This window comes from Bacillus sp. LSHTCR4 (assembly GCF_057197025.1).
In genome coordinates this window covers 784,407-807,675 of the sequence record NZ_JBXUNO010000001.1, presented here as the reverse complement: position 1 = coordinate 807,675, position 23,269 = coordinate 784,407, and the positions used below count along the sequence as shown (strand labels likewise).

Genomic DNA, 23,269 nt, shown 5'->3' with positions numbered 1-23,269 from the left:
TTGATTATTTCCAATATACCTTCTTTACTTCTTTTGTCTGGGTATTCCAAAAAACGTCTCACTAACAGAAACTAACATATATACAACAATTAATGTAATCGTCCGAAATATAGAATCCGCAGTATTTCTTATTATTTTCATTTTCTTTGTAATTCCTTTCAGTTTACTTGCAAATTCATGATATACTATAGCATTCAAGCAGTTTGTTTTTACTTAAAACAAACATAGTCATTTATAAAGAGTATTTTCTAAATCATTGACTATTATCAAATAAGATTTTTATATAACGGAGTGATCATATGAGTAAAACGAAAGCAAAACCGAAAAAAGGTGTAGGACAAGGTACAGGAAGTAAAGGATGGAACCGTTGGCAATCAAGCGCAAAGAAAAAAAAAGCTGCAAAACCATACAAAAGTAAAGGTACAAAGAAATAATTGAAATAACATTTGATTTCTTTACTTTGTACAAAACAAAATATAATTATTACAACAAAAAAAGCTATGCCCTCATACATTTGAAGGCATAGCTTTCTTTATTAGATCATTAAAATATCTCGAATTTCTTCCTCCGTGATGGATGATAATTTCTCTTCTCCCGGCTCAATCACTTCAGCGATTAAATTTTTCTTACTCTCTTGCAGTTCATGCATTTTTTCCTCAATGGTTCCGTGTGCTACTAATTTAATAACTTGTACTGTATTTTTTTGCCCCATTCGATATGCCCGATCTGCTGCTTGTTGTTCAACAGCTGGATTCCACCATAAATCGTATAATATAACCGTATCGGCACCTGTTAAGTTAAGACCCGTACCACCAGCTTTTAAAGAAATGAGGAATAGGTCCCCTTCTCCTTCGTTAAATCGATTACATAGTTCTACACGTTCTTGCGAAGGTGTATTCCCGTCTAAATAAAAGTATGGAATTGCTTGACGATTTAATTCACGACCAATAATGGACAGCATCTTCGTAAATTGAGAAAAGATTAAAATTCTCTTACCAGTACTTCTACATTCCTCTAATATGTCTAACAGTTGCTCAAATTTAGCTGAACTTCCCTTGTAATCATCAACGAATAAAGCGGGATGATTACATATTTGTCTTAATCTGGTTAAGCCGGCTAAAATTCTAATTTTATTTTTACGTAACGTATCTTTATCTAAATGCTTTAATGTTTCTTCCCTTAATTTCGCTAAGTAAGCAGCATATAGTCTCTTTTGATCTGGTAATAACTCCGATGACTGTAAGTGCTCTATTTTATCTGGAAGCTCCTGTAATACATCTTCTTTTAGTCGTCTTAATACGAACGGTTTTACGCGCTTCGCAATATCTTCACGCCTTAAATCACCGAATTCTTTTCTTCCTGGTAATAATTCTGGAAATACGACATGAAAGATAGACCATAGCTCTTCTAATGAATTTTCTACAGGCGTTCCCGTTAGTCCGAAACGATATTCAGCTTGAATTGTTTTCACTGCTCTTGCAGTTTGCGTTGTCGGATTTTTAAACGCCTGTGCTTCATCAAGAAATAGTGTATGAAACGGCCTCGCATACGATCTTATATCTCTTCTCAGTAATGGATATGACGTAATTACGACATCAAATTCCGCTACATCTTTTAAGATTTTTCGCCGTTCTGTCTGATTTCCATCTGCAATAACTGCTCTAATATGTGGAGCGAATTTTTTCAATTCACTAAACCAATTATAAACAAGCGAGGACGGTGAAACGACTAATATAGGCAGCTTCTTCTCTCGAATTTCAGGCAAAACAGAATCTATATAAGCAATACTTTGCAGCGTTTTTCCAAGTCCCATATCGTCTGCTAAAATACCGCCAAAACGGTAATAGGCGAGTGTCTTCATCCACTCAAATCCGTATACTTGATACTCTCTCATTACAGCATGTAAAGTTTGTGGCACTGTAAACTTTAATTTTTTCGGGTTTTGAATGCTTTCAACTAAATCTTGAACAGACTCATCTAAACTTAAAACATTACCTTCATGAAGTCCGTTCATCCATTTTACACTCCGAATAAGCGGAACATTCACTTCTTCCCCATGTAAAAATTCTTTTCGAATACCTGATTCTTTTACAAACTGATTAATTTCATTAAACTCTTTACTCTCTAGTGATAATAAAGAACCATTCGCTAATCGGTAATATTTACGTTTCTCCTCAAGAGCAACTAATACCCCTTTAATTTCCGCTTCCGGTATTCCTTTTATATCAAAACGAAATGATAACCAATCAATTCGTTCTTTTCTTCTCACTCTAATAAGTGGCGCTGTATCTCCTTTATGAATGCGTAATTTGATTGCTGTTGTCGCGTAAATATCAACTAAACCTTTTAACATTGGAACAATGTGATATAAAAAGTTATACTCAGCTTCTTCATTATGTATAAAGTAGCCACCCTCTGTTTTCGCAAAAGCACTTTCACTCATCATGTCTAAAATCTCTTTTTCCTTTTTCTCATCACGATTAAAAACAGAAGGTTGCCCGTCTTCTTCTAGCGGATTAATCACGACGTTTCCATAATGGAATTCGAGACCTGCTAGCAAACGATTTTTCACTCGATCTAAATACAGCTTTGCTTTTAACGACGGCGTTTCAACACGATCTGATATTACTTCATCGATGCGTACAGTTCCAAGTTTCATTAATCCAGGCACAACTTTCGCTACGAAATGTTCCATCTTATTTTCAGGAATATAAAACTGATTGCTATTTGAGCGACTCATCATTTTTTGCAATTCAATAAGCCGCATACAATCTTCCATAGATAAATGATATAATTTCCCATCGTAAAGAGCGTTGTTATACATCTCCATAACTCGAACACGATTTAGACCGTCTATATGAAGGGTAAACCCGCCATTATTCCCTTTCGTAAACTCAAAATGTAACGGCAATAAACCTTTTGAAATTTGTAATCCCTGAAACAGTTGCTCATTTTGTTTCAGCTGTACATACTCGGCTCTAGAAAGTGCAGAAAACATGTCATTCCACGAAGCTGGCGGTATAAATATCATACTTTCATCTTGTTTCGCGTGTACTTCTAGTGCATCTTCATACATTTTTTCGTTATGATATATTTTAATGAGTTGTTGTATAATCGCGTCTGTTTCTTGTTTAAAACTGTGTACATCTGGCGTGTATGTAAATTCATTGGAACAATGAAAAGTCTCTCTCTTCTCCACTTTAGAAAGAAATTCTCTAATATGATTTATAAAATATGTTTTCGCAAGTTTTAACTGCATTCCAAGAAGGGCCCCACCGCTTTTCGTCGCTATTGGTGAACATATAAACGCAACATCTAATATTTCACGTGTATCAAACCGATGTTGTTTACTTTTTGGCCTCAATGGTTTGTCTGCAAACAACTGAAACATCCCGTTTGTTAATTGATCATTTCTGCTATTAACAGAGCCCATTCCACCCGTTTGCTGGTTATAATTTATTTGTATCAATACAGCTGCAACATGTTGACAGTACGTTTGGAAAGATGCTAACGAAGGACAACTACATCTCGCAACAACATCACCTTTCTTAGCTTTTCCTACTGTAACATGGAAATCCTCGTTCCCTTTTACCGTCGCCTCACAAATTTCTTTCGTTTCATCATAGTAATTCACGATTACTTTATTTGATTTATAATAAGCTTCGCCTCTTTTATATGAGGTTTCTCCACATACTTCTTTAATAATCGATTTATTTAATGTAAAACTCATTGTTTTGACACTTCCTTAATGTAAAACCATTTTCTCTTACTTAACATTTTACATGCTCTACGAGAAAATATAAAATGTTGATTCAACAAAAAAGATGCTTATTTATAAGCACCTTTTCACTCTATCTCTATCAGTCGTTTCGCCTCAAAATATAACACTTGGATAAATTTTTTCGTATTAATTCTTATATGGCCAGAAGTCGCTACCCCATCCTTTGTCATTTCTGTCATCCGTTTTCTAACTACAGTGAAATCAAAAAATTTCGGAGCATAACTTTCAAATTTCGGATTTGAAAAGTCTGTTAGTCCAAGAGAAGCTAAATGGTTCAATGATTGATAAATCGCTCTTCTTACACGTTGTTCAGATGCTTTTTTCTCCTTCTCTATATCTGCATCTGAAGCTAGTTCCCCTAATTTTTTCAGTGTAATTTGATGAAAAATATCTTTTAATGCAGGGAATCCGAATTCAAATGTTTGCGCCTTTTCTTGCCCATATAAATATTCCAACATACTAAGTAAATCTTTACTTCCGTTCTCTCCCGCAATACCAAGTTCTGCTAGTAAGAAGCGTCCTGAATCTGATATCTTTTTCCCTTCTTGTACTGTTTCACTACGCATTTGCGGCTTTTCCCATTGAAACACATTATTTAAAGATTTTTGAATGTCATATATAGAACGTTCCAAACGAATACGTTCTATCACTTTTCGTACAACAGATACTACTTCTATTTTGTTCAGTGGTTTTGTAATATAATATTCCACACCAAGTGTATATGCCTCACCAATAAGCTGTTTCGATTCAACTTGGGAAATCATAATAATTTTCCCAGTAAATGAAGATGCTATATGGCGAACTGTTTCAATACCGTCTCTCATCGGCATGAGTAAATCAATAAATAAAATATCCACTTTTTTATAATTTAGCTGTTCTGCTTCAATAAACGCTCCATCTTCCGATTCTCCAATTACTTCCCCAAGATCGCCATCCTCAATAATTTGCGAAAGCATCGAACGGAAAACTTCATCATCATCTACAATATAATAAAACAAACCTATTCCCCTTCCCGCTTTAAACTGCACTCCGGTAAACAAACAATAAACTTACACCCTTTTCCAGTTTCATTGTCTTCTAACCTTACTACTCCGCCAAGCTCTGTTACCATTTCATATATGTAAGAAAGTCCAATACCTGTGGACGGTGTTCCCGTTTGATCATACTTTGAAGTAAACCCGGGCTTAAATACTAATTTTTTATACTTTTGTGCAATACCAGGGCCATCGTCAATTACTTCAAAGATTACATTTGGTTCTCGTTTATATAACTTAATACGAATGAGACCTCTATCTTCAATTGCTTCAACTGCATTTGCAACTAAGTTATTAAAAATTGATAGCACTGTATACACGTGATATGCAGCATGTTCGCCTTCTATATGTTTAGAAAAACGTATATCTTTCTCTAGCATTTCAGCATACTTTTCATTTATTCTTGCAATCATTTCTGTAAGCTCATGACCTTCTACGTACTCAGCCACATTTTTATCTAATAACAGTTTAGATAACCCTGCAAAAATCCTTTGATTATCTTTTTTTATTTCATGCACTTCTCCTGCTATTTTCAATGCTGTTTTACCATTTGAATGATCGCTTACTTGTAAATTCCGATATAATTGATACGCTTCTTGTGTAATTAATTCTGCATTTTGTAACGTTTTTTTCAAATGAACAGATTCTACATATAAATTGGATAGGTGCATTAACATTTTTTCATTTTCTTTTCGTACTTGTGATTCTTTTAATTTCGTTTCATATAAATTCATCATATTTAAAAAGCCAAGTGCAAAAAAGCTACGAAAAATAGCAATAATGATAAGTTTATTTAATTCAGAAACCGTTATCGTTGTACCGAGCACTACCATATGATAAATTGCGAGCTCTGACATACTTGCAATAATTTCAATTGTAATTCCAAGGCACCCAATAACAATTGGCTTCTGATGAAACTTATTCACCCTACAAAGTGAAAAAAGACTTCCATAAATAAAATAATAAAAGAACACAGGATAACGCAAATAAAATGATTCTGTCATATGAAATGAGCCTTGCATGATCCAGTCAAGGCATACTCGGAATAAGACTACACATATACCGACAAGAATACCCGCAGCAGCTGCTGGTATTCTTCTTAAAAATAGTAATAAAAAGAAGAATAACGGCGTCCCAAAGCTAACGCGAAACGTATCATTAAAAGGATGAAAATTAAGCTCTCCAGCAATCGGAACAACAACCATTAATATAATTAAAAGAGATATATCTTTCTTCCATAATTGATTCCAATTCAAAGGTGCCACTTCCTATACTCTTTTTTCAGTAATAAAAGTGAAAGCCCGCTTATATGATAAACGGGCTTTATTTCTATATTCTAACCTTTTCTACCGCTTTTATTTGGCGATACTCAGGCTCCCAGATTGCTTCTTTCACTGCAATCTTGATATCGTTATCACTTAAGTTCTCTCTAGCAACACCTTCCGCAACGGCAACTTTCGCTACTTCAATTGCTACCATTTCCGAGATATTACGTAGCTCTTCAACTTCTGGCAAAATAGGTGCTCCTGGCTGACTTGTATCAACCATACTTGCAACTGCTTCAGCTGCTGCTGCGAACATTCCATCCGTCATGACGCTTGCACGTACGACAATTGTTCCAAGACCAAGACCTGGGAAAATAAGTGCATTATTTGATTGTCCAATCACATACGTTACACCGTTGTATGTAACTGGTTCAAATGGACTTCCTGTTGCAACTAACGCTCTTCCTTCTGTCCACTCGATTAAATCGGCTGGTTTTGCTTCAGCAAGTGGCGTCGGATTCGACATTGGTAAAATGATTGGTCTTTCTACGTGAGAAGCCATTTCTTTAATAATTTCTTCTTTAAATGCACCAGCAACAGTTGATGTACCGATTAAAATTGTCGGTTTCACTTGTTTCACAACTTCAGCAAGTCCGATCACATCATTTTGTTTCCACTCACTTACTTCCGCTTCTTTTCTTGCATACGGCATTTGGAAATCAAGAAGATCTTCCATATTATCTGTAACTAATCCGTTACGATCAATACACCAGAAACGCTTATATGATTCTTCTTCTGATACGCCTACGCGGACCATCGCATCTCTAACTTGATCTGCGATACCGATTCCAGCCGTACCAGCACCAAACACAACAACTCGGTGTTCACTTAGCGGTACACCAGAAGCTTTTACTGCCGATAATACAGCCGCAAGCGAAACTGCACCTGTACCTTGAATATCATCATTAAACGTACAAATATCATGACGATATTTATCTAAGATTTTTCGTGCATTACGAGAACTGAAGTCTTCCCAATGTAAAAGTGCTTTCGGGAATTGCTTATTTACCGCTTGTACAAATGTATCAATAAATTTATCGTAAGCTTCACCTGTTATACGAGGGTGACGATTTCCAATATAAAATGGATTGTCTAATAATTCTTCACGATTTGTACCTACATCTAAAATTACCGGTAATACGCGGCTAGGATCGATTCCAACTGCGGCTGTATAAACAGCTAATTTTCCGATTGCGATGTTAATACCCCCAACGCCCCAGTCACCAATTCCTAATATACCTTCTCCATCTGTTACAACGACTAAATCAATATTTTCTGCTGTTGCACCAATATTGGCAAACGCTTCTTCAATACCTGACGGATCGTTAATTGATAAATACACACCTCGTGGTTTACGATATTCATGACTATATCTTTGAATCGCTACACCAACAGTTGGTGTATATACGATTGGTAACATTTCGCGTAAATGATCTGTTAAAATACGATAAAATAATACTTCATTTCGATCATGTAACGCTGTTAAGTATACATTCTTTAATAAATCATCCGGCTGAGAACAAAATTGTTCGTATGCTCGGCGTGCTTGTTCTTCCAATGTTAAAACTGCTGGCGGTAATAACCCTTTTAAACCTAATTCTTCTCTTTCTTCTTGCGTGAAAGCAACCCCTTTATTTAAAAGTGGTGTTGATAATACTTCTACTCCTCTTAATGTCGTTTCTAATGAACCATTAGAAGCTACTGTAAACTTGCTCATAACATCCCTACCTCTATTCATATATAGCATTTCTATATTGTAAACAAAAAAGAGGGGCTTGTCCCCCCTCTTCTTTTAATTTTTCTTTAAAAGAGTTGCTCCTGCAATCCCTGGGTGCGTCATTTCGAATGGATCTAGAATTAACTCTAAGTCTTCTTGTGACAGTACACCATTTTTCACACAAAGTTCTCGAACGGATTGCCCTGTCGCGATTGCTTCTTTCGCAACGCGAGCTGCTGCTTCATAACCGATATGAGGGTTCACGGCTGTAATAATTCCTACACTCTTCTCAACATACTCTTTTAAGCGATCTTCATTCGCTTCAATTCCTTTTAAGCAATTATCTGTAAAGGCACGGAAGCCGTTATTCATAATGCTAATTGATTGAAGTAAGTTGAAAACAAGTACTGGTTCCATAACGTTTAATTCTAATTGACCTGCTTCTGAAGCAAGGCAAATTGTATGGTCGTTACCAATTACTTGGAACGCAATTTGATTAATTACCTCTGGCATAACAGGGTTTACTTTCCCTGGCATAATAGATGAACCTGGTTGACGAGCAGGTAACATAATTTCCGCTAAGCCAACACGTGGACCTGATGCCATTAAACGAAGGTCATTCGCAATTTTAGACATATTCATCATACATACTTTAAGTGCTGCAGATACTTCTGTGTATGCATCCGTATTTTGCGTTGCATCTACTAAGTCTTCTGCACCAACTAGTGGTAGTTCACTAATTGCAGCTAAATGTTTTACAACGGCTTCAATATATTCTGGGTCTGCATTTAAGCCTGTACCAACTGCAGTTGCTCCCATGTTCACTTCATATAAGTGTTGACGTGATTGCTGAATGCGTTTCATATCACGTTCAAGTACACGAGAGTACGCTTTAAATTCTTGTCCAAGGCGAATTGGCACAGCGTCTTGTAAATGTGTACGACCCATTTTAATAACATGATCGAACTGTTCTGCTTTTAATTCAAATACATCGTGCATATAACCCATCGTTTGTAATAAACCTTCTAATGCGTTTAATGTAGCGATATGAATCGCCGTTGGGAATGCATCGTTTGTTGATTGCGCCATGTTTACATGACTATTTGGACTAATATAATGATAGTCTCCCTTTTCCATTCCTAATAATTCAAGCGCACGATTGGCAATGACTTCATTTGCATTCATGTTCATTGAAGTACCTGCTCCGCCTTGGATTGGATCTACGATGAAATGATCATGCCATTTTCCATCGAGAATTTCTTGAGCAGCTTCTGCGATCGCGCCGCCCTTGTTCAATTCCAATCTTCCTACATCTGTATTGGCAAGCGCTGCAGCTTTTTTTACAACTGCGAACGCTCTAATTAAACCTTCATGGATTTTGTATCCTGTAATTGGGAAGTTTTCAACTGCACGCATTGTTTGTACACCGTAGTATGCATAGTTTGGTACTTCTTTTTCACCTAAAAAATCTTTTTCAATTCGAACACCATTTTTAACTTCAGTTAATGTTGCCATGATTATTCACTCCTTAACGATTTCTTATGCTGCTTTTGTTTCTTTGACTGTTTCTACATATTGTTTTGCTTTCTCATTATCGAATTCGCCTTCCCACTTCGACATAACAATGGCCGCTAATGCATTTCCTAATACATTGACAGATGAGCGAATCATATCTAAAATGCGGTCAATTCCCGCAATTAACGCGATACCTTCTAGTGGTAATCCCATTGAACCTAACGTTGCTAATACTACAACGAACGATGCACCCGGAACTCCCGCCATACCTTTGGATGTTAACATGAGAACGAATAATAACGTTATTTGCTCCGTTAGTGACATGTGCACACCGTACATTTGTGCAACAAATAATGCCGCTAACGCTTGATAAATAGCCGATCCAGTCAAGTTAAATGTATAACCTGTCGGAATTACGAAAGAGGCAACTGCCTTTGGACAACCGAACTCTTCCATTTTTCTCATTATATTAGGTAAAACAGCTTCTGAACTTGCTGTCGTAAACGAAAGAATCAGTTCTTCTTTTAAAATTTTCATTAATGTAAAAATGTTTACGCCAACCATTCGTGCATTAATACCTAATACAATCACAACGAATAGTATAACAGTTACGTATACAGCTAGCACTAGTTTTCCTAAAGGAAGTAGTGTTGCTACACCAAATTTTGCAACCGTAACCGCAATTAATGCGAATACACCAAATGGTGCAAATTTCATAACTTGATTTGTAACCCAAAACATCGCTTCGAGTACACCTTCAAAGAAGTTAAAGACAGGCTTTCCTTTTTCCCCAATTGCCGCAACCCCTAAACCGAATAATACTGAGAAGAAAATAATCGGTAATAAGTCACCTTGTGCAATCGATTCAAATACGTTTTTCGGTACAATGTGAACAATTGTATCAGCAAAACCTTTCTTCTCTGTTGCATCTGCAGTTTGTTTATAAGAAGAAATATCACTTTGCTGTAAATTACTCATATCAACACCAGTACCTGGTTGGAATATATTCGCTGCGAGTAATCCCATTAAAATAGCGATCGTCGTAATAATTTCGAAATAAAGAATTGTCTTACCGCCCAGTTTCCCAAGCTTTTTCATATCGCCTACACCAGCTACTGCAACAATTAATGCTGAAATAACAATTGGTACTACAATCATCTTAATTAAGTGAATAAATATATCCCCAATTGGTGTGATATAAGAAATCGCCGTTTTATTGCCATAAAAGACTGCCCCTACTACAATCCCTAAAACAAGCGCGACAAAAATTTGTGTTGCCAATCCGAATTTTTTCATTTATGTTCATCCCCTTCATGCGAACGCTTTCAATTTGAATTTATAAAAGCTACTCACACATCTTATAAGCGAACCTACAAAATCATACAAAAACCTACAAGTTCGTCACAAAAAATTCAAATATTTTTCTTCTTTTTTTCATTGACACCATTTTGTTAAAAAACGATAAAATAAACTTGAAAAGTAATCAGATTGTTTCGTATAATCAAAAAGATATATACTTAAAACAAATCAAAATGAAAAGGAGTGGATATTATGAAAAACTATACAAAGCAATTCATCTTATCTTCTTCTTTTCTTTTTCATTTTCTTAAAAAGGAACAAAGGCATTCGCCTTTGTTCCTTTTTTATTGCGATCTATATAGGGGGAATTGTTATGAGATCATATAAACGTGTCTTAATTAAATTAAGCGGCGGTGCACTTGCCGATCAAACCGGAAATAGCTTTAACTCCAAACGATTAGAACATATCGCAAACGAAATTTTATCCATTGTTGATTTAGGTATTGAAGTATCTATCGTCATTGGAGGCGGGAATATTTTTAGAGGTCATTTAGCAGAAGAATGGGGAATCGATCGTGTAGAAGCTGACAATATCGGGACGTTAGGTACAATCATTAATAGCTTAATGCTACGCGGCGTTTTAACAAGTAAAACAAATAAAGAAGTGCGCGTAATGACTTCCATCCCGTTTAACGCTGTAGCTGAACCATACATTCGCCTACGTGCAGTCCACCATTTAGATAACGGGTATATCGTTATTTTTGGAGGTGGTAACGGGCAACCGTTCGTTACGACAGATTACCCAAGTGTTCAAAGGGCCATTGAAATGAATAGTGACGCTATATTAGTCGCAAAACAAGGAGTAGATGGCGTCTTTACTAGTGATCCAAAACATAATAAAGCAGCGAAAATGTACAAAAAACTAAACTATAACGATATCGTTAGGCAAAACATACAAGTAATGGACCAAGCAGCTTTACTGCTTGCTCGAGACTACAACTTACCAGCACACGTCTTTAACTTTGATGAGCCTGGGGTTATGAAAAGAATTTGTTTAGGTGAGCATGTAGGAACTTTGATTAATGATGATGCTTCATTGCTTGTGCATGAAAAATAGTTATTTCTCATGAAAAGGGTGTCTATAAAAGACACCCTTTTCATTAACCTTTATAAATAAAAATCAGCCAATCCCCCCAACTTCTCCTTACAACGCTCCCAAAATGATAACTTCTCAAAAAATTCTTTCGTCATTTCTTTTGAATCATGAAAATCTTGCGCCAATGCCTCGTTCACTTCTGATATGATAGTTCCACCATGAATATACAAATTCATCTCATCATTTATATAGAAGCTACGAGCTGTAAAATTTGTAGTACCGATAACGGTTAATTCATTATCAATTAACATTAACTTCCCATGAAACATCCCTTTTTTATAACCATATACTTTAATTCCATTATTAACAGCTTGACGAATATACGGATATGCTGCCTCTTTAATAAGAGGAATATCTGGTTTATATGACCACAGTATTTTTACAGTAACTCCACGTTTTTGTGCCGTGATTAAAGCGTTCATTAACTCTTTATTTTTCGCTATAAAATACGGCGTCGTAATGACAACCGAATGCCTCGCTTCATTTATTAACTTCACATATTTTTCAGCGACGTAATGTCCATTGTAACTGGCCATCATATGTAACGTGTTCCCTTTACTAGCTTTATTCGCACTTCTCTTTATATTTTCTTTCGTATCTCGTTTCCAATCTAAAGCAAACTGCTCTTCTAAATCTTTCGCTCCTTCTCCTTTAAGCCGCACATGATAGTCACGCCAATATCCAAATCGCTTATCTTTTCCTAAGTACTCATCTCCTATATTAAAACCACCTGTATATCCAATCTCTCCATCAATTGTCGTAATACGGCGATGATTACGATGGTGAAGTGAATAAAATCCGAATGGCAATTCAGGTTTTCTACTATATGTAAAATGTACACCACTTTCCCGCAATTCATTTATCATCTTTCTTTCAAATGATAAATCATTAATGCGATCAACTGATAAATAGACGTTTACTCCTTCTTTTGCCTTCTCTTTTAATAAATTTAAAAAAGTATGGCTACTTTTATCATCCGACAAAATAAAAAAATACGTGTAAATAGATTGCTTTGCTTCTCTTATGTCAGTAAATAACTGTTTATAAAACGACTTCCCTTTTACATACAATTGAAAGTCACTATAATGAGGAGCGTACTCTGTCGGCATATTTTTGCCGGCCTCCATTTTTCTTCCGAGTGTGACATCAATATGCATCCAAATTAATATAAACATAAACATAGCCATAATAATAGAAATAACTCGTAATATTTTTTTAATCATTTTAATTTCCTTCCGCTCGTTTTCTTTCCGCCTTTCTATTTTGTCATTCAAATTTAGATTTCATGCTTCATACAAAAAAGGATGTGACTTAACGTCACACCCTTTTTTATATTAAACAAAGTTCCTCGCATCATTATTTCTTCCAAATTTATAAATCGCAATTAAGAAGAATGCAATTGCAAAGGCAAATAAAATTAATATGTTTAAATACAACTCTGAGAACGGTATTCCCTGTTGTAGTTTTGCTATCGTATCTAATAACCAACGCTGCGGAAGAAAATCAGCTACTTTTTGTACCGCCTTTGGCATAATGTCGTACGGGAAATAACATCCAGCAAGCAAACATGTTGGTACTATCACTAAATTTTGCATTGCATTTGAAGCTGCTGAACTTTTTGAGAACGACACAATGACTAATGATAAACCAATTGCAATTAAGGCAAATATCATAAGCACTCCAATCATTACTATGAAAGGCATATTAATATTTGTGTGAAAAACATTCGTCATACATAATACTGCAATGACAATTTGCATTGTTAATATCATCATATTTACCGCGACGTTGGACAATATAAATTTCTTTCCGTCAATTGGTGTTGATAATAATCTAAAGTACGTTCTATTCTCTTTTTCTTTTAAAATAAATCCTGATAAGTTCACCGCTGAAAACAGCATAAACATAATAAGATAACCCATCGTTTGATTTGTCATATCTTTATTTTTCGAAGTATCTTCTAGCGTCTCCGTTTTCATTTTAAATGAACTTTTTTGATACCCTGCGTACATATTATCAAATGCACTTTGATCTGTTCCTGCTACTTTACTAATAGCTGCTACATTATCTATATAGTTGTATAAATATGATTTTATAAACCCCGTTACTTGATCACCTTTAATCGATGCAAGTTCAATATGATCTGGTTTCCCTTCTCGAACACTTTTTGAAAAACCAGAAGCTAATGTAATAACTCCATCAAGTTTTTTGGAAGTGAGTTTATCTTCTACTTCAGACTCCTTAACCTTACTCACATTCACATGATTTAATCCTTCTAAAAACTTTATCGTATCGTTTGCTATCGGCTCATTTTCTTTATTTACAATCCCGATATTTAACGTTCCTTGCCCTGCATTTCCGTATATCGAAAAAGATATGAGCGTCCCGATTATTGGCAAACTAATAATAATGATTAACCCTTTTTTATTTTTCAAAAGTACAGATAACGTTTTTTGTACGAGCCATAAAATATCTTTCATACTATAGCCCCTCCCGTCTACGTAATGCAATAATTGCAATTAATAAAAAGAGTGCTGATATTCCAATGTTTAAAGAAATGACTGGTAGTGCTGCCCCTACATCATTCGCATAAATAATTTTCATAACAGCTGTGTTTGCCCACGTTAATGGTGATAAATTCGTAACGAAATTTTCTTCTATTACGAAATATGCACCGCCAAAAATAGAAGCTAATTGCACTACCACCATAATAATTGCTCTAGACGCTTCAGGTGTTTTTGTCATATATCCAATCCCTAAACCGAAGCTAATTGCTAGAAAGACTTCTGTTAATAAAATAAGAAATATGATTCCAAGGTGATCGCCCCAATTCGCTTGAAAGACAAATTTACTAAATAACATGACGAGTAATATGCACAGGGCGTTTGCTACAAGACTACCAAGCACTTTCCCAATGAAAATTTCAGCCTTACTTATAGGTGCAGCAATAAGGCGATCTCCTGTTTTACGTATTCGTTCGCCTCGAATTAGAAAACTTGCTCCCATCGCAGCGTACAGTGCAATCATCGTCGTCATTACAACCGCATAGTAATCCATAGAACCCGGTTTATTCGCAGCTTGTAAAGATGTTTCTTTTATATAATCATTATGATTTCCATTTGAAATAACTGCGCTCACCTTACTAGGATTAACTTTTGCAACTTCGGCTGCTACATTGTACTTATCAACAAATGTTGTTAGCATGCCTTCCACAATACTTCCCTCAATACTACTTTTGTCACTTCCGTAAAATTTCGCACCATCTTTCTTTAGTTCTACATAAGCAGCATATTTATTTTGCTTCACCGCTTCCTTCCCATCTATACCTTCAGAAGCTTTTTTAAAATGAATACCCGATTTATCAACTTCTTTCGCAAATGCTTCAAATGCTTGAGAAAACGTGCTACTTGCTTCATCCTTATATAGCACTTGTATATCTTTAATCGAATGACTATCACTATTAAATGCGTTTGTTAATGCTGTTCCTAATACAAGCATAAGCACAATCGGAAATGCTAACATAAAAACTAAAGTTCTTACGTCTCTAAAATCTCTTTTAATATGCATAATTGCAATATTGAAGATGTTCAATTGATGAACCTCCCTTTACCTTTTCTTCATTTACCGTTTATTTATCTCGTAAGTTTCTACCAGTCAACGTAAGGAATACTGTTTCTAAGTTTGGAGCCTGCTCCTCTAACGAACGGATTTCAATGTCATGATTGATGAAGTGCTGAATAATTTTATTTAAATTATTTAATCCTGTATCCGAGTTTACTTTAATTACGTTCTCTTCAATTTGAACAGCTTTCACTCCATTTATCTCTTTTAACTGTTCTATATCTAAATTTTCTACTGACTTCACTTCAATCCAAATATCTTTCGTATCGGTAATAATTGCTTTTAACTGCTCTTTCGTTCCTTCTGCAATCACTTTACCGTGATCTACTATCGCTATTTTCGTACAAATCTCTTCTACCTCTTCCATGTAGTGACTCGTATAAATAATTGTGCTTCCCATTTCATTTAATTTACGTACTGACTGCAAAATGTAGTTTCTTGACTGTGGATCAATTCCAACTGTCGGCTCATCCATAATAATTAACTTCGGTCTATGAGCAATCGCACAAGCGATATTCAGTCTTCGTTTCATCCCACCTGAAAAGTTTTTCGGATAACTTTTATGTTTATCGCTAAGCCCCACAAATTGAAGTGCTTCCTCCACTCTCACTTTTAGCTCAGCACCCCTTAACCCATACAATCCAGCAAAAAATTTCACATTTTCATAAGCTGTTAACTCTTCATAAATCGCAATATCTTGCGGAACAATGCCGATGTTCATTTTCGCAAATCGGTTATGTTTCTTTATATTTTTTCCTAGTATACTAATTTCACCTTCATTACTTCTTAACAAACCAGCAATCATATTGATTGTCGTACTCTTACCAGCACCATTCGATCCTAAAAAGCCAAATATTTCTCCTTCTTTAATAGATAAAGACATATTATCAACTGCGATGAAATCACCAAATTTTTTCGTTAAATTTTTAATTTCTAATGTATTCATCATTTCACCCCTATTTCGGTTTCTCTGCTTTTAGTATAAACAAAAAGAATGAACCTGCTCAGTGCAGAAGTTCATTCTTTTCACATGAGATTATTCACTTTTTTCATTTGAGATGATTCATCCTCATATCGGCAGCAACATTGTTACTGAAAAACCACTTGTTCCATCTACAATAATTTTCCCGTTTACTGACGCTGTTCGCTCCTCCATTCCCATAATCCCGAGACCTTTCTTAACGAAAACCGCACCTTTTCCGTTATCCTTCACTTGTACTTTCACCATCTTGTTAAGTACATGAATATCAATTGAAATGACTGTCGCATCAGCATACTTCATCGCGTTCGTTAATGCCTCCATAACATTTTCACCAATAACTTTCCACTGTATAGGAGAAATCATATCTAAGTTCCCTTTATAAACGAAAGGAATATTCACATCATGCTTACCAGCAAATTCCTCTATGAATAATTTCATACGATGAATACCAATTTGCTCAGTTGGTGGTTTCATATTTTTTAGTGTAACCCGAATGCTTTCAATTCCATCTTTTGAAATATGAATTGCATTTTGTAATAACTCCGCAGATTTTTCTTTATCTATCCCCATTAGTCTCTTCGCTGCTTCCATTTGAATGAGTGCACCTGTCATCGAGTGACCAATTTTATCATGAATTTCTTGAGAAAGTCGATTTCTCTCTTCTAACTTAAATGTGTATTCTGATTGCCTTATGTACTCTTTATTTTCATGTAAGCTTTTCGTCAATCGCTGCATATCTTTTCGCATCTTATCATTTTGTGATTCAAGCTTTAATACGCGCGATATATACCGTTCTGCCATAATTAATACGAGGAAAGAAAATGCAACAATTAATCCGTATGTCATTCGAATGCTTTCATTTGTAAAAATAATAGGAATCAGCATAATGATAAATAGTTGCCATTTCTTCTCAATATAACGGAATATAATTTCATATAAGTTCAATGGCAAAAACAAAATAAAAAACGGATGAACCTTCCATGTAAATAACATAACTAGACCAATTGATACGCAAATTAATATGTTTTTGTACGTATCTTTTTTTAATATAGAAATCAGCACGTTTACAGAAAGATATAAAAGCAAAGTAAGTATAATCCATGGTAAGTTCTCTACATTTAAATAAATGTAACTAAACACAATATATATAAAGACAATTAATTTACTTACAATTAACCAAAATTCCATATCTTTAATCTACTTTCCCTGTCAAATAATAAATCGCGATTTGTGTACGATGTTCCAGTCCAGTTTTCCCTAAAACTGATGTAATATAATTTGCAATTGTTCCTTCTGATATGAAAAGTTGCTTCGAGATTTCTTTATTCGAAAAGCCTTTTGCAATTAATGCGATAATACTCAGCTCTCTTTCAGTAAAAAGACTTTTATCTATTTTACATTCTTCCTCTTTACTTTCCATTAAATTAGACTTAATTTTATCGAGAACTACATCTTGCATAACTGTTTGACCATTATATACTCCTTTTATCGCATCACGAATACGCTCTGGATCATTATTTTTTAATAAATAACCTTTCGCTCCGTTTTTTACTGCATCCAAAATATATTCATCATCATCAAACGTCGTTAAAATAAGCGGCTTCGTTTTCGTCTCTTCACAAATAAATTTCGTCGCCTCTACCCCGTTCATGTTCGGCATACGAACATCTAAAAGAGCGATATCAACGTCGTTCTTTTTACAATATTCCACTGCTTCTTTCCCGTCATTTACTGTATCTACTACTTCAAACTCTTCATATGTATTTAAAATAATTTTCATACCTTCTCTAATAAAAGAATTATCATCTGCTATTAATATTTTAATTTTCATGTTTGTTAGTATGGACCTTACCGTACTAACACTCACATCCTTTCTCCCTATAACATTTCCTACTTGCTCATTATATACTTCTCTTTACCATTTTTTCACACCTTTTTTCATCTAGCCCCCTTCCTAAAAATATATTATTCTTTTTTTACAACATGTGTAGGGTGACTTATCATTCTTTACGTCTATATAATAGAATGCGTCAAAAAGGAGGGAGAGACCCATTGAGGAAAAACAATTAATTGAAAAAGCACAGCAAGGAAGCGAACATGCTTTTCGTATCCTTGTGCAAACATATCGTCATTATATTTTCCAAGTTATCTTTTCTATTGTAAGACATGAAGAAGATGCAAAAGATGTTACACAAGAAGTATTCGTAAAAATTCACGCCTCTCTCCCTAATTATCAATTTCGCGGATTAAAAACGTGGATGGCGCGTATTGCCACCAATCACGCTATTGATTATAAGAGAAAGAAAGCTAGAGAAAACGAAGAACTCTCCTTATGTAAAGAAACTGAGGAAAATATAAAAGCCTCTCATAATATCGAGGCTTTATTATTGACGAAAGAACAAAAATTACTCATTGCTCAAAAACTGAGAGAACTTCCCGAAAATTACCGTGACGTCGTTCTCGCACATTACTTAGAAGAAAAAAGCTATCAAGAAATTGCTTTGCAAGAAAATATCGAAGTGAAAACAGTCGAAATGAAACTGTATCGGGCAAGAAAATGGATTAAAAAACATTGGAAGGAGGAAGAGTTTCTATGATGCATTATTCAAAAGAAGATTGGCGCAATTATACATTAGATTTTATAAAAAGCAATGAACGTGAATCTATGGAAGAACATCTTTATGAATGTGATCATTGTTTAGCACTTTATATGGAAAGTATTGATGAACAACAAGAAAACCTTCCAATGATAAATGATGATTCATTTACGAACGAAGTTATGACACAAATTGATTTTGAAACGCTACAACCTATTGAAAATGTAAAAACAAACTCACTAAAGCGCACCATTATTCACTACATAATTGCGACTGCAGCTACAATTATTTTTATGGTAAGTGGTTTATTCCAATATATTTTCACAGCGACATCAAATTTCGAGAAATCTTCAAAACATAACGAGTCTTCTATCTCACAACAAATTGTAAACAAATCGGTAGACACATCAAAAAAGGACGGAGGTTCAAAGCATGAATAAAAATCCCTTTTTAGCACTTGTATTAGGGCTAATTCCTGGGCTTGGACATTTATATTTAAAAAAGTTTGGACGGTTTATTTTATATGGCGGAGGGGCTTTATTTCTGTTTATCTTTGCAGCATTTTGTACAATAGCATTAGGAGAGAGTGATATTGCTTTTCTTTCTCTATTTTTACTAGTCGTGTTATGGGCGATCAATTTATTAGATTTAGTTATCACGATTATTAATCAATCGAAAAAACAAGCAACCGGAGAATTGACAGAGTCCTCTAAAGAGAGCGAACGATTTTATATCATTCTCCTATCCATCATCCCTGGACTTGGTCATTTTCAATTAGGACTTATGCAACGTGGACTTACATTTTTAGTAGCTTGTACAGGAATTGGAAGTATGATCATTTTCGTTGCCCTTTTAACATCTCAAGAAAGTTTCCTTATCTTTCTCGTGACGTTACCTGTTTTATGGATTTATAATTTCTTCGATGTTGTTCAGCAACTCCAGAAAAAAGAACGTGGTGAGCAATTAGTTGACCGTACTATTTTTGAAGAGTTTGAAGAGCACCGTGAGCAAGGAAAGAAAAGTAAAACATTCGCTTCTATTTTAGCGATGTTCCCTGGAGCAGGACATATGTATTTAGGCTTACAGCGCCGTGGTCTTCAGCTTATGGCAGCCTTTTTACTTTCCATATATTTACTCGACCTATTAAGACTTTCAGCGTTTTTATTTTTAGTACCCATCATTTGGTTCTATAGCTTTTTTGACGCTTTACAGCAAACTGCAAAGTATGGAAAAGAACGTGTAAATGATGAACCTATCATTGATTATTTTATCAATCATCAAAGATGGATCGGTATTGGGTTAATTACACTCGGTGGTTATTATTTACTAGATCAAACAGTCCTTCCTATTTTGAATGATTACTTCGCAACTATATTTAACATTCATCTTAGCGAGCTGTATTATCGCTATTTCCAAACATCTATCGTTGCACTCCTCTTAATTGGCGGTGGCTTTAAATTGTTACTTGGAAATAAAGAAAACAAAGGTGGTACGAAAGAATGAGAACATGGCGCGTTGGAACATTTTCAATGGGGCTTTCTATTATTGCATTAGGTTGCTTCTTACTATTTTCAGTTATAAAAGGTACTGAGGTATTAGATTCCATAACAGCATGGTGGCCTGTTTTACTTATTATACTTGGCTTGGAAATTTTACTTTACCTTCTATTTTCTAAAAAGGAACAACCATTTATTAAATATGATATTTTTAGTATTTTCTTTATCGGCGTTTTAGGAAGCGTCGGAATTGCTTTTTACTGTTTATTATCAACTGGATTGCTAGAAGAAGTTCGCCACTCTATTAATACCACTCACCAGACAGGTAATATTCCAGACGGACAATTTGATATACCTGAATCTATCAAAAAAATTGTAGTGGATGCAGGGCATCGTCCTCTAACAATAGAAGGAAATAATACAAATCAAATTCACCTTCTTGGAACATATGAAATGACGACGAAAGCTAATGAAAAACTCAATTTAAAACAAGAAGATTTCCTTTCCGTTCAAACAGCTGGGGAAACGATGTATGTAACATTAAAATCATTACCAGTTCAACATAAGTTCTTTAACTCAACACCACAAGTGACACGGACACTTGTACTTCCACAAAATAAAAGTGTGGAAATTCGCGCCTCTAATAACGAACTATCTCTTTATCCAGGTCAATTACAAAACAATTGGTTTGTACAAGAAAGCTCAAGAGTGTCTGTCCATCTTGCAAAAGAGAGTGATGTATCTTTAACAGCAGTAACAAATCAAAAAGAAACACATGGCAGCACACCTTGGGAACAAGTTGAAGATGTAACGAAAAAAGAAGATACTACTTCAGAAGAAAATCCAGAATTCAACGGGCAAGAACATTGGTATAAAAATTCGATTAAAACCGGAAATGGGACGTACAAACTAAACATTGAGAAAGCTTACAATTTAAATATGAGTGTTATCGAAAAATAAAAAACCTTCCACAATTGTGGAAGGTTTTTCTCATATAATCGCTTTAATTCCTTCTAACACTAATCCGATCATAAATCCGCAAACAGCTCCGTTTACTCGGATCCACTGTAAATCTTTACCGACGTTATTTTCAATCATTTCAATTAACGTTTTATCATCTAACTTATCAAGGTTTTCTTGTACAAGTTTTCCGATTTTCGAATGATTATTCTCAACAAGCTTCACAACTTGTTTTTGTAACCAATCTTCTATTTTTTGAACAGTCACTTCGTCATCTTTTATTTTATTTATTTGTGTTTGTAAAAATGGCATAACATACTTATCCGCAAATTCTTCATTGTTTACAAAGGCAACTGCTTTTTGCTGCACTTGTTCCAGCATCTCTTTAATTTTGTCAGTAGCATTCCAATTGGCAATCCATTTTTCTTTCCAATTTTCTAATTCTTGTAGTAACGCTTCATTTTCTTTTACATTTATAATTTCTTGACGAATTTTCGCTAATATAAGTTGTCTCGTGCTATTATCAGCGTCTTGTAAGCTGTTAATATTACTAATGATAAATTTTTGCAAAATGCCGCCAACTTTATCTTCATCTACAATATTCATAAATGATTTCAATGTAAACTGCAAGAATCCATCTACTTTTATATTTTCCATTGCCTTCATACCTAAGCTTCCGAGCTGATAACGCGCTTCATCTTGCGCTGTCCAATCTTTCACTTTTACTAATATGTAATCAAGTGTCTTTTCATCATATTCTTGCACTACCAATTGATCAACAAGCACTTGTAAAATGTTGCTTGTATTAATTGTATGCAAATATGTTTTTAATTCTTTTTCAATAATAACAGCTAATTTTTCCGTATCTATTGAAACAATCGCTTTCTCCGCAATCGTTACAATCCCTTTTTTCACAGAATCAGACTGCATTTCTCTCTCTGCAATTTGCAGCACCATTTGTGCTAGCTGCATTTCTTTTACTTTATTCGTAATACTTTCTTTCGTTAGCCACTCATTTTCTAACGTATTGATGAGTCCTTTCGTTACTCTCTTTCGGTTTTTAGGTAACAAAGCTGTATGCGGAATTGGAATTCCCATCGGGTGACGGAATAATGCTGTAACTGCGAACCAATCCGCAAGTCCACCAACTAATCCAGCTTCAAATCCCCCTTGTATAATCTCACCAGCTACCGTCCCTTGAAAAGGAATAGAAGCCGCAAAACCTACTCCCATAACCCCAAGCGAAATACCCGCTATATATTTAGTCTGTAATGACATCGTATACACATCCTCTTATTATGTAAAATAAAGCTTTTTTGTTATATTTATTTGATATTAATTCTTTATATCTATACTATAATGAACTAATGCGAAAATAACAAAGAATTTATAATAATACAAGTCTTGGATTTCAATTAGAAATGTTTTATTTCCTTTATTACTATTTAATTAATATCGGTTTTGAAGAGGGAATTATATTTAGAGGATACCTTTGGCCAAGATTAGTTGTCTTACTAAATAAGTTTTGGGATACATTACTTATTTGTGCATGCTTCGGGATTGCCCATTCATTTATGCCAATTATTTTAGGTGACACCTCTCAAGGAATTGGGGATTGGGTAGAAGCTGGTCTTGCAGGACATGTGCTTTATGCCCTTATTTACACTCGTAATAATAATTTACTCCTTCCTATTTTCATTCATGCTTTTTTAGATATGCCATATAAAGTGAAACTTTAATCAGTGGGGGTTTTCTTCATCCCCCACTGATTATTAGTTGAACCAAT

Annotated in this window: 20 protein-coding genes; 7 read left to right on the top strand and 13 right to left on the bottom strand. The window is 34.9% G+C overall.

Going from position 1 to position 23,269, the window contains the following annotated elements:
• Positions 1-299: 299 nt before the first annotated feature.
• A complete protein-coding gene (locus AC2CGR_RS04190; protein WP_000047591.1) occupies positions 300-434 on the top strand; it encodes a DUF3934 domain-containing protein in 135 nt (44 codons plus the stop codon).
• Positions 435-535: 101 nt separating this feature from the next.
• Here the strand turns inward: AC2CGR_RS04190 and AC2CGR_RS04185 are convergent, their stop codons facing one another.
• From AC2CGR_RS04185 to AC2CGR_RS04160, 6 genes are all read right to left on the bottom strand, one after another.
• A complete protein-coding gene (locus AC2CGR_RS04185; RefSeq protein ID WP_484480556.1) occupies positions 536-3,730 on the bottom strand; it encodes an SNF2 helicase associated domain-containing protein in 3,195 nt (1,064 codons plus the stop codon).
• A gap of 116 nt (positions 3,731-3,846) precedes the next feature.
• Complete coding sequence (locus tag AC2CGR_RS04180; RefSeq protein WP_270185309.1) at positions 3,847-4,779, bottom strand: response regulator; 933 nt, start codon at positions 4,777-4,779, stop codon at positions 3,847-3,849.
• 2 nt (positions 4,780-4,781) lie between these two features.
• Complete coding sequence (locus tag AC2CGR_RS04175; RefSeq protein ID WP_484480555.1) at positions 4,782-6,080, bottom strand: sensor histidine kinase; 1,299 nt, start codon at positions 6,078-6,080, stop codon at positions 4,782-4,784.
• Positions 6,081-6,144: 64 nt separating this feature from the next.
• Positions 6,145-7,857, bottom strand: coding sequence for an oxaloacetate-decarboxylating malate dehydrogenase (gene malS, locus AC2CGR_RS04170; RefSeq protein WP_484480554.1), 1,713 nt, complete (start codon positions 7,855-7,857; stop codon positions 6,145-6,147).
• Positions 7,858-7,932: 75 nt separating this feature from the next.
• Positions 7,933-9,372, bottom strand: coding sequence for an aspartate ammonia-lyase (aspA, locus tag AC2CGR_RS04165; RefSeq protein ID WP_000224205.1), 1,440 nt, complete (start codon positions 9,370-9,372; stop codon positions 7,933-7,935).
• Positions 9,373-9,396: 24 nt separating this feature from the next.
• Positions 9,397-10,668 carry a cation:dicarboxylate symporter family transporter gene (locus tag AC2CGR_RS04160; protein WP_000713290.1) on the bottom strand — a complete coding sequence of 424 codons (1,272 nt, stop codon included), beginning with the start codon at positions 10,666-10,668 and terminating at the stop codon, positions 9,397-9,399.
• A gap of 376 nt (positions 10,669-11,044) precedes the next feature.
• Between AC2CGR_RS04160 and pyrH the strand changes: the two genes are divergently transcribed.
• Positions 11,045-11,788 (top strand): UMP kinase, encoded by a 744-nt coding sequence (gene pyrH, locus AC2CGR_RS04155; RefSeq protein WP_087964990.1) that lies wholly within the window; start codon positions 11,045-11,047, stop codon positions 11,786-11,788.
• A gap of 50 nt (positions 11,789-11,838) precedes the next feature.
• Here pyrH and cls read toward each other — a convergent pair whose 3' ends face one another.
• The 6 genes from cls to AC2CGR_RS04125 all read right to left on the bottom strand — a co-directional run bounded on the left by cls (position 11,839) and on the right by AC2CGR_RS04125 (position 18,261).
• Positions 11,839-13,050 (bottom strand): cardiolipin synthase, encoded by a 1,212-nt coding sequence (gene cls, locus AC2CGR_RS04150; protein WP_484480553.1) that lies wholly within the window; start codon positions 13,048-13,050, stop codon positions 11,839-11,841.
• A gap of 111 nt (positions 13,051-13,161) precedes the next feature.
• Entirely contained in the window at positions 13,162-14,307 is a 1,146-nt protein-coding gene (locus AC2CGR_RS04145; RefSeq protein WP_087964988.1) for an ABC transporter permease, read from the bottom strand.
• A gap of 1 nt (position 14,308) precedes the next feature.
• On the bottom strand, positions 14,309-15,418 hold the full coding sequence (locus AC2CGR_RS04140) for an ABC transporter permease (RefSeq protein WP_270185312.1): 1,110 nt from the start codon (positions 15,416-15,418) through the stop codon (positions 14,309-14,311).
• Between the two features lie 37 nt (positions 15,419-15,455).
• Positions 15,456-16,394: an ABC transporter ATP-binding protein gene (locus tag AC2CGR_RS04135; protein WP_087964984.1), complete on the bottom strand. Its 939-nt coding sequence runs from the start codon at positions 16,392-16,394 to the stop codon at positions 15,456-15,458.
• A 123-nt stretch (positions 16,395-16,517) separates the two neighbouring features.
• Complete coding sequence (locus AC2CGR_RS04130; protein ID WP_131101849.1) at positions 16,518-17,618, bottom strand: sensor histidine kinase; 1,101 nt, start codon at positions 17,616-17,618, stop codon at positions 16,518-16,520.
• Positions 17,619-17,622: 4 nt separating this feature from the next.
• A complete protein-coding gene (locus tag AC2CGR_RS04125) occupies positions 17,623-18,261 on the bottom strand; it encodes a response regulator transcription factor (RefSeq protein ID WP_000694106.1) in 639 nt (212 codons plus the stop codon).
• Positions 18,262-18,481: 220 nt separating this feature from the next.
• Here AC2CGR_RS04125 and AC2CGR_RS04120 point away from each other — a divergent pair, with 220 nt between their 5' ends.
• From AC2CGR_RS04120 to exsE, 4 genes are read left to right on the top strand one after another with little or no spacing between them, the layout of a single operon-like run.
• Positions 18,482-19,027, top strand: a complete 546-nt coding sequence (locus AC2CGR_RS04120; RefSeq protein WP_255257847.1) for an RNA polymerase sigma factor — start codon at positions 18,482-18,484, stop codon at positions 19,025-19,027.
• Positions 19,024-19,467, top strand: a complete 444-nt coding sequence (locus AC2CGR_RS04115; RefSeq protein ID WP_087964979.1) for a hypothetical protein — start codon at positions 19,024-19,026, stop codon at positions 19,465-19,467. The genes AC2CGR_RS04120 and AC2CGR_RS04115 overlap by 4 nt, the downstream gene beginning before the upstream one ends.
• Positions 19,460-20,530 carry a hypothetical protein gene (locus AC2CGR_RS04110; RefSeq protein ID WP_087964977.1) on the top strand — a complete coding sequence of 357 codons (1,071 nt, stop codon included), beginning with the start codon at positions 19,460-19,462 and terminating at the stop codon, positions 20,528-20,530. The genes AC2CGR_RS04115 and AC2CGR_RS04110 overlap by 8 nt, the downstream gene beginning before the upstream one ends.
• Positions 20,527-21,483, top strand: a complete 957-nt coding sequence (gene exsE, locus AC2CGR_RS04105) for an exosporium protein ExsE (RefSeq protein ID WP_087964975.1) — start codon at positions 20,527-20,529, stop codon at positions 21,481-21,483. The genes AC2CGR_RS04110 and exsE overlap by 4 nt, the downstream gene beginning before the upstream one ends.
• 30 nt (positions 21,484-21,513) lie before the next feature.
• Here the strand turns inward: exsE and AC2CGR_RS04100 are convergent, their stop codons facing one another.
• Positions 21,514-22,761, bottom strand: coding sequence for a DUF445 domain-containing protein (locus tag AC2CGR_RS04100; RefSeq protein ID WP_087964973.1), 1,248 nt, complete (start codon positions 22,759-22,761; stop codon positions 21,514-21,516).
• A 143-nt stretch (positions 22,762-22,904) separates the two neighbouring features.
• Here AC2CGR_RS04100 and AC2CGR_RS04095 point away from each other — a divergent pair, with 143 nt between their 5' ends.
• Positions 22,905-23,222 carry a CPBP family intramembrane glutamic endopeptidase gene (locus AC2CGR_RS04095; RefSeq protein WP_484480552.1) on the top strand — a complete coding sequence of 106 codons (318 nt, stop codon included), beginning with the start codon at positions 22,905-22,907 and terminating at the stop codon, positions 23,220-23,222.
• The last annotated feature ends 47 nt before the right edge of the window (positions 23,223-23,269 follow it).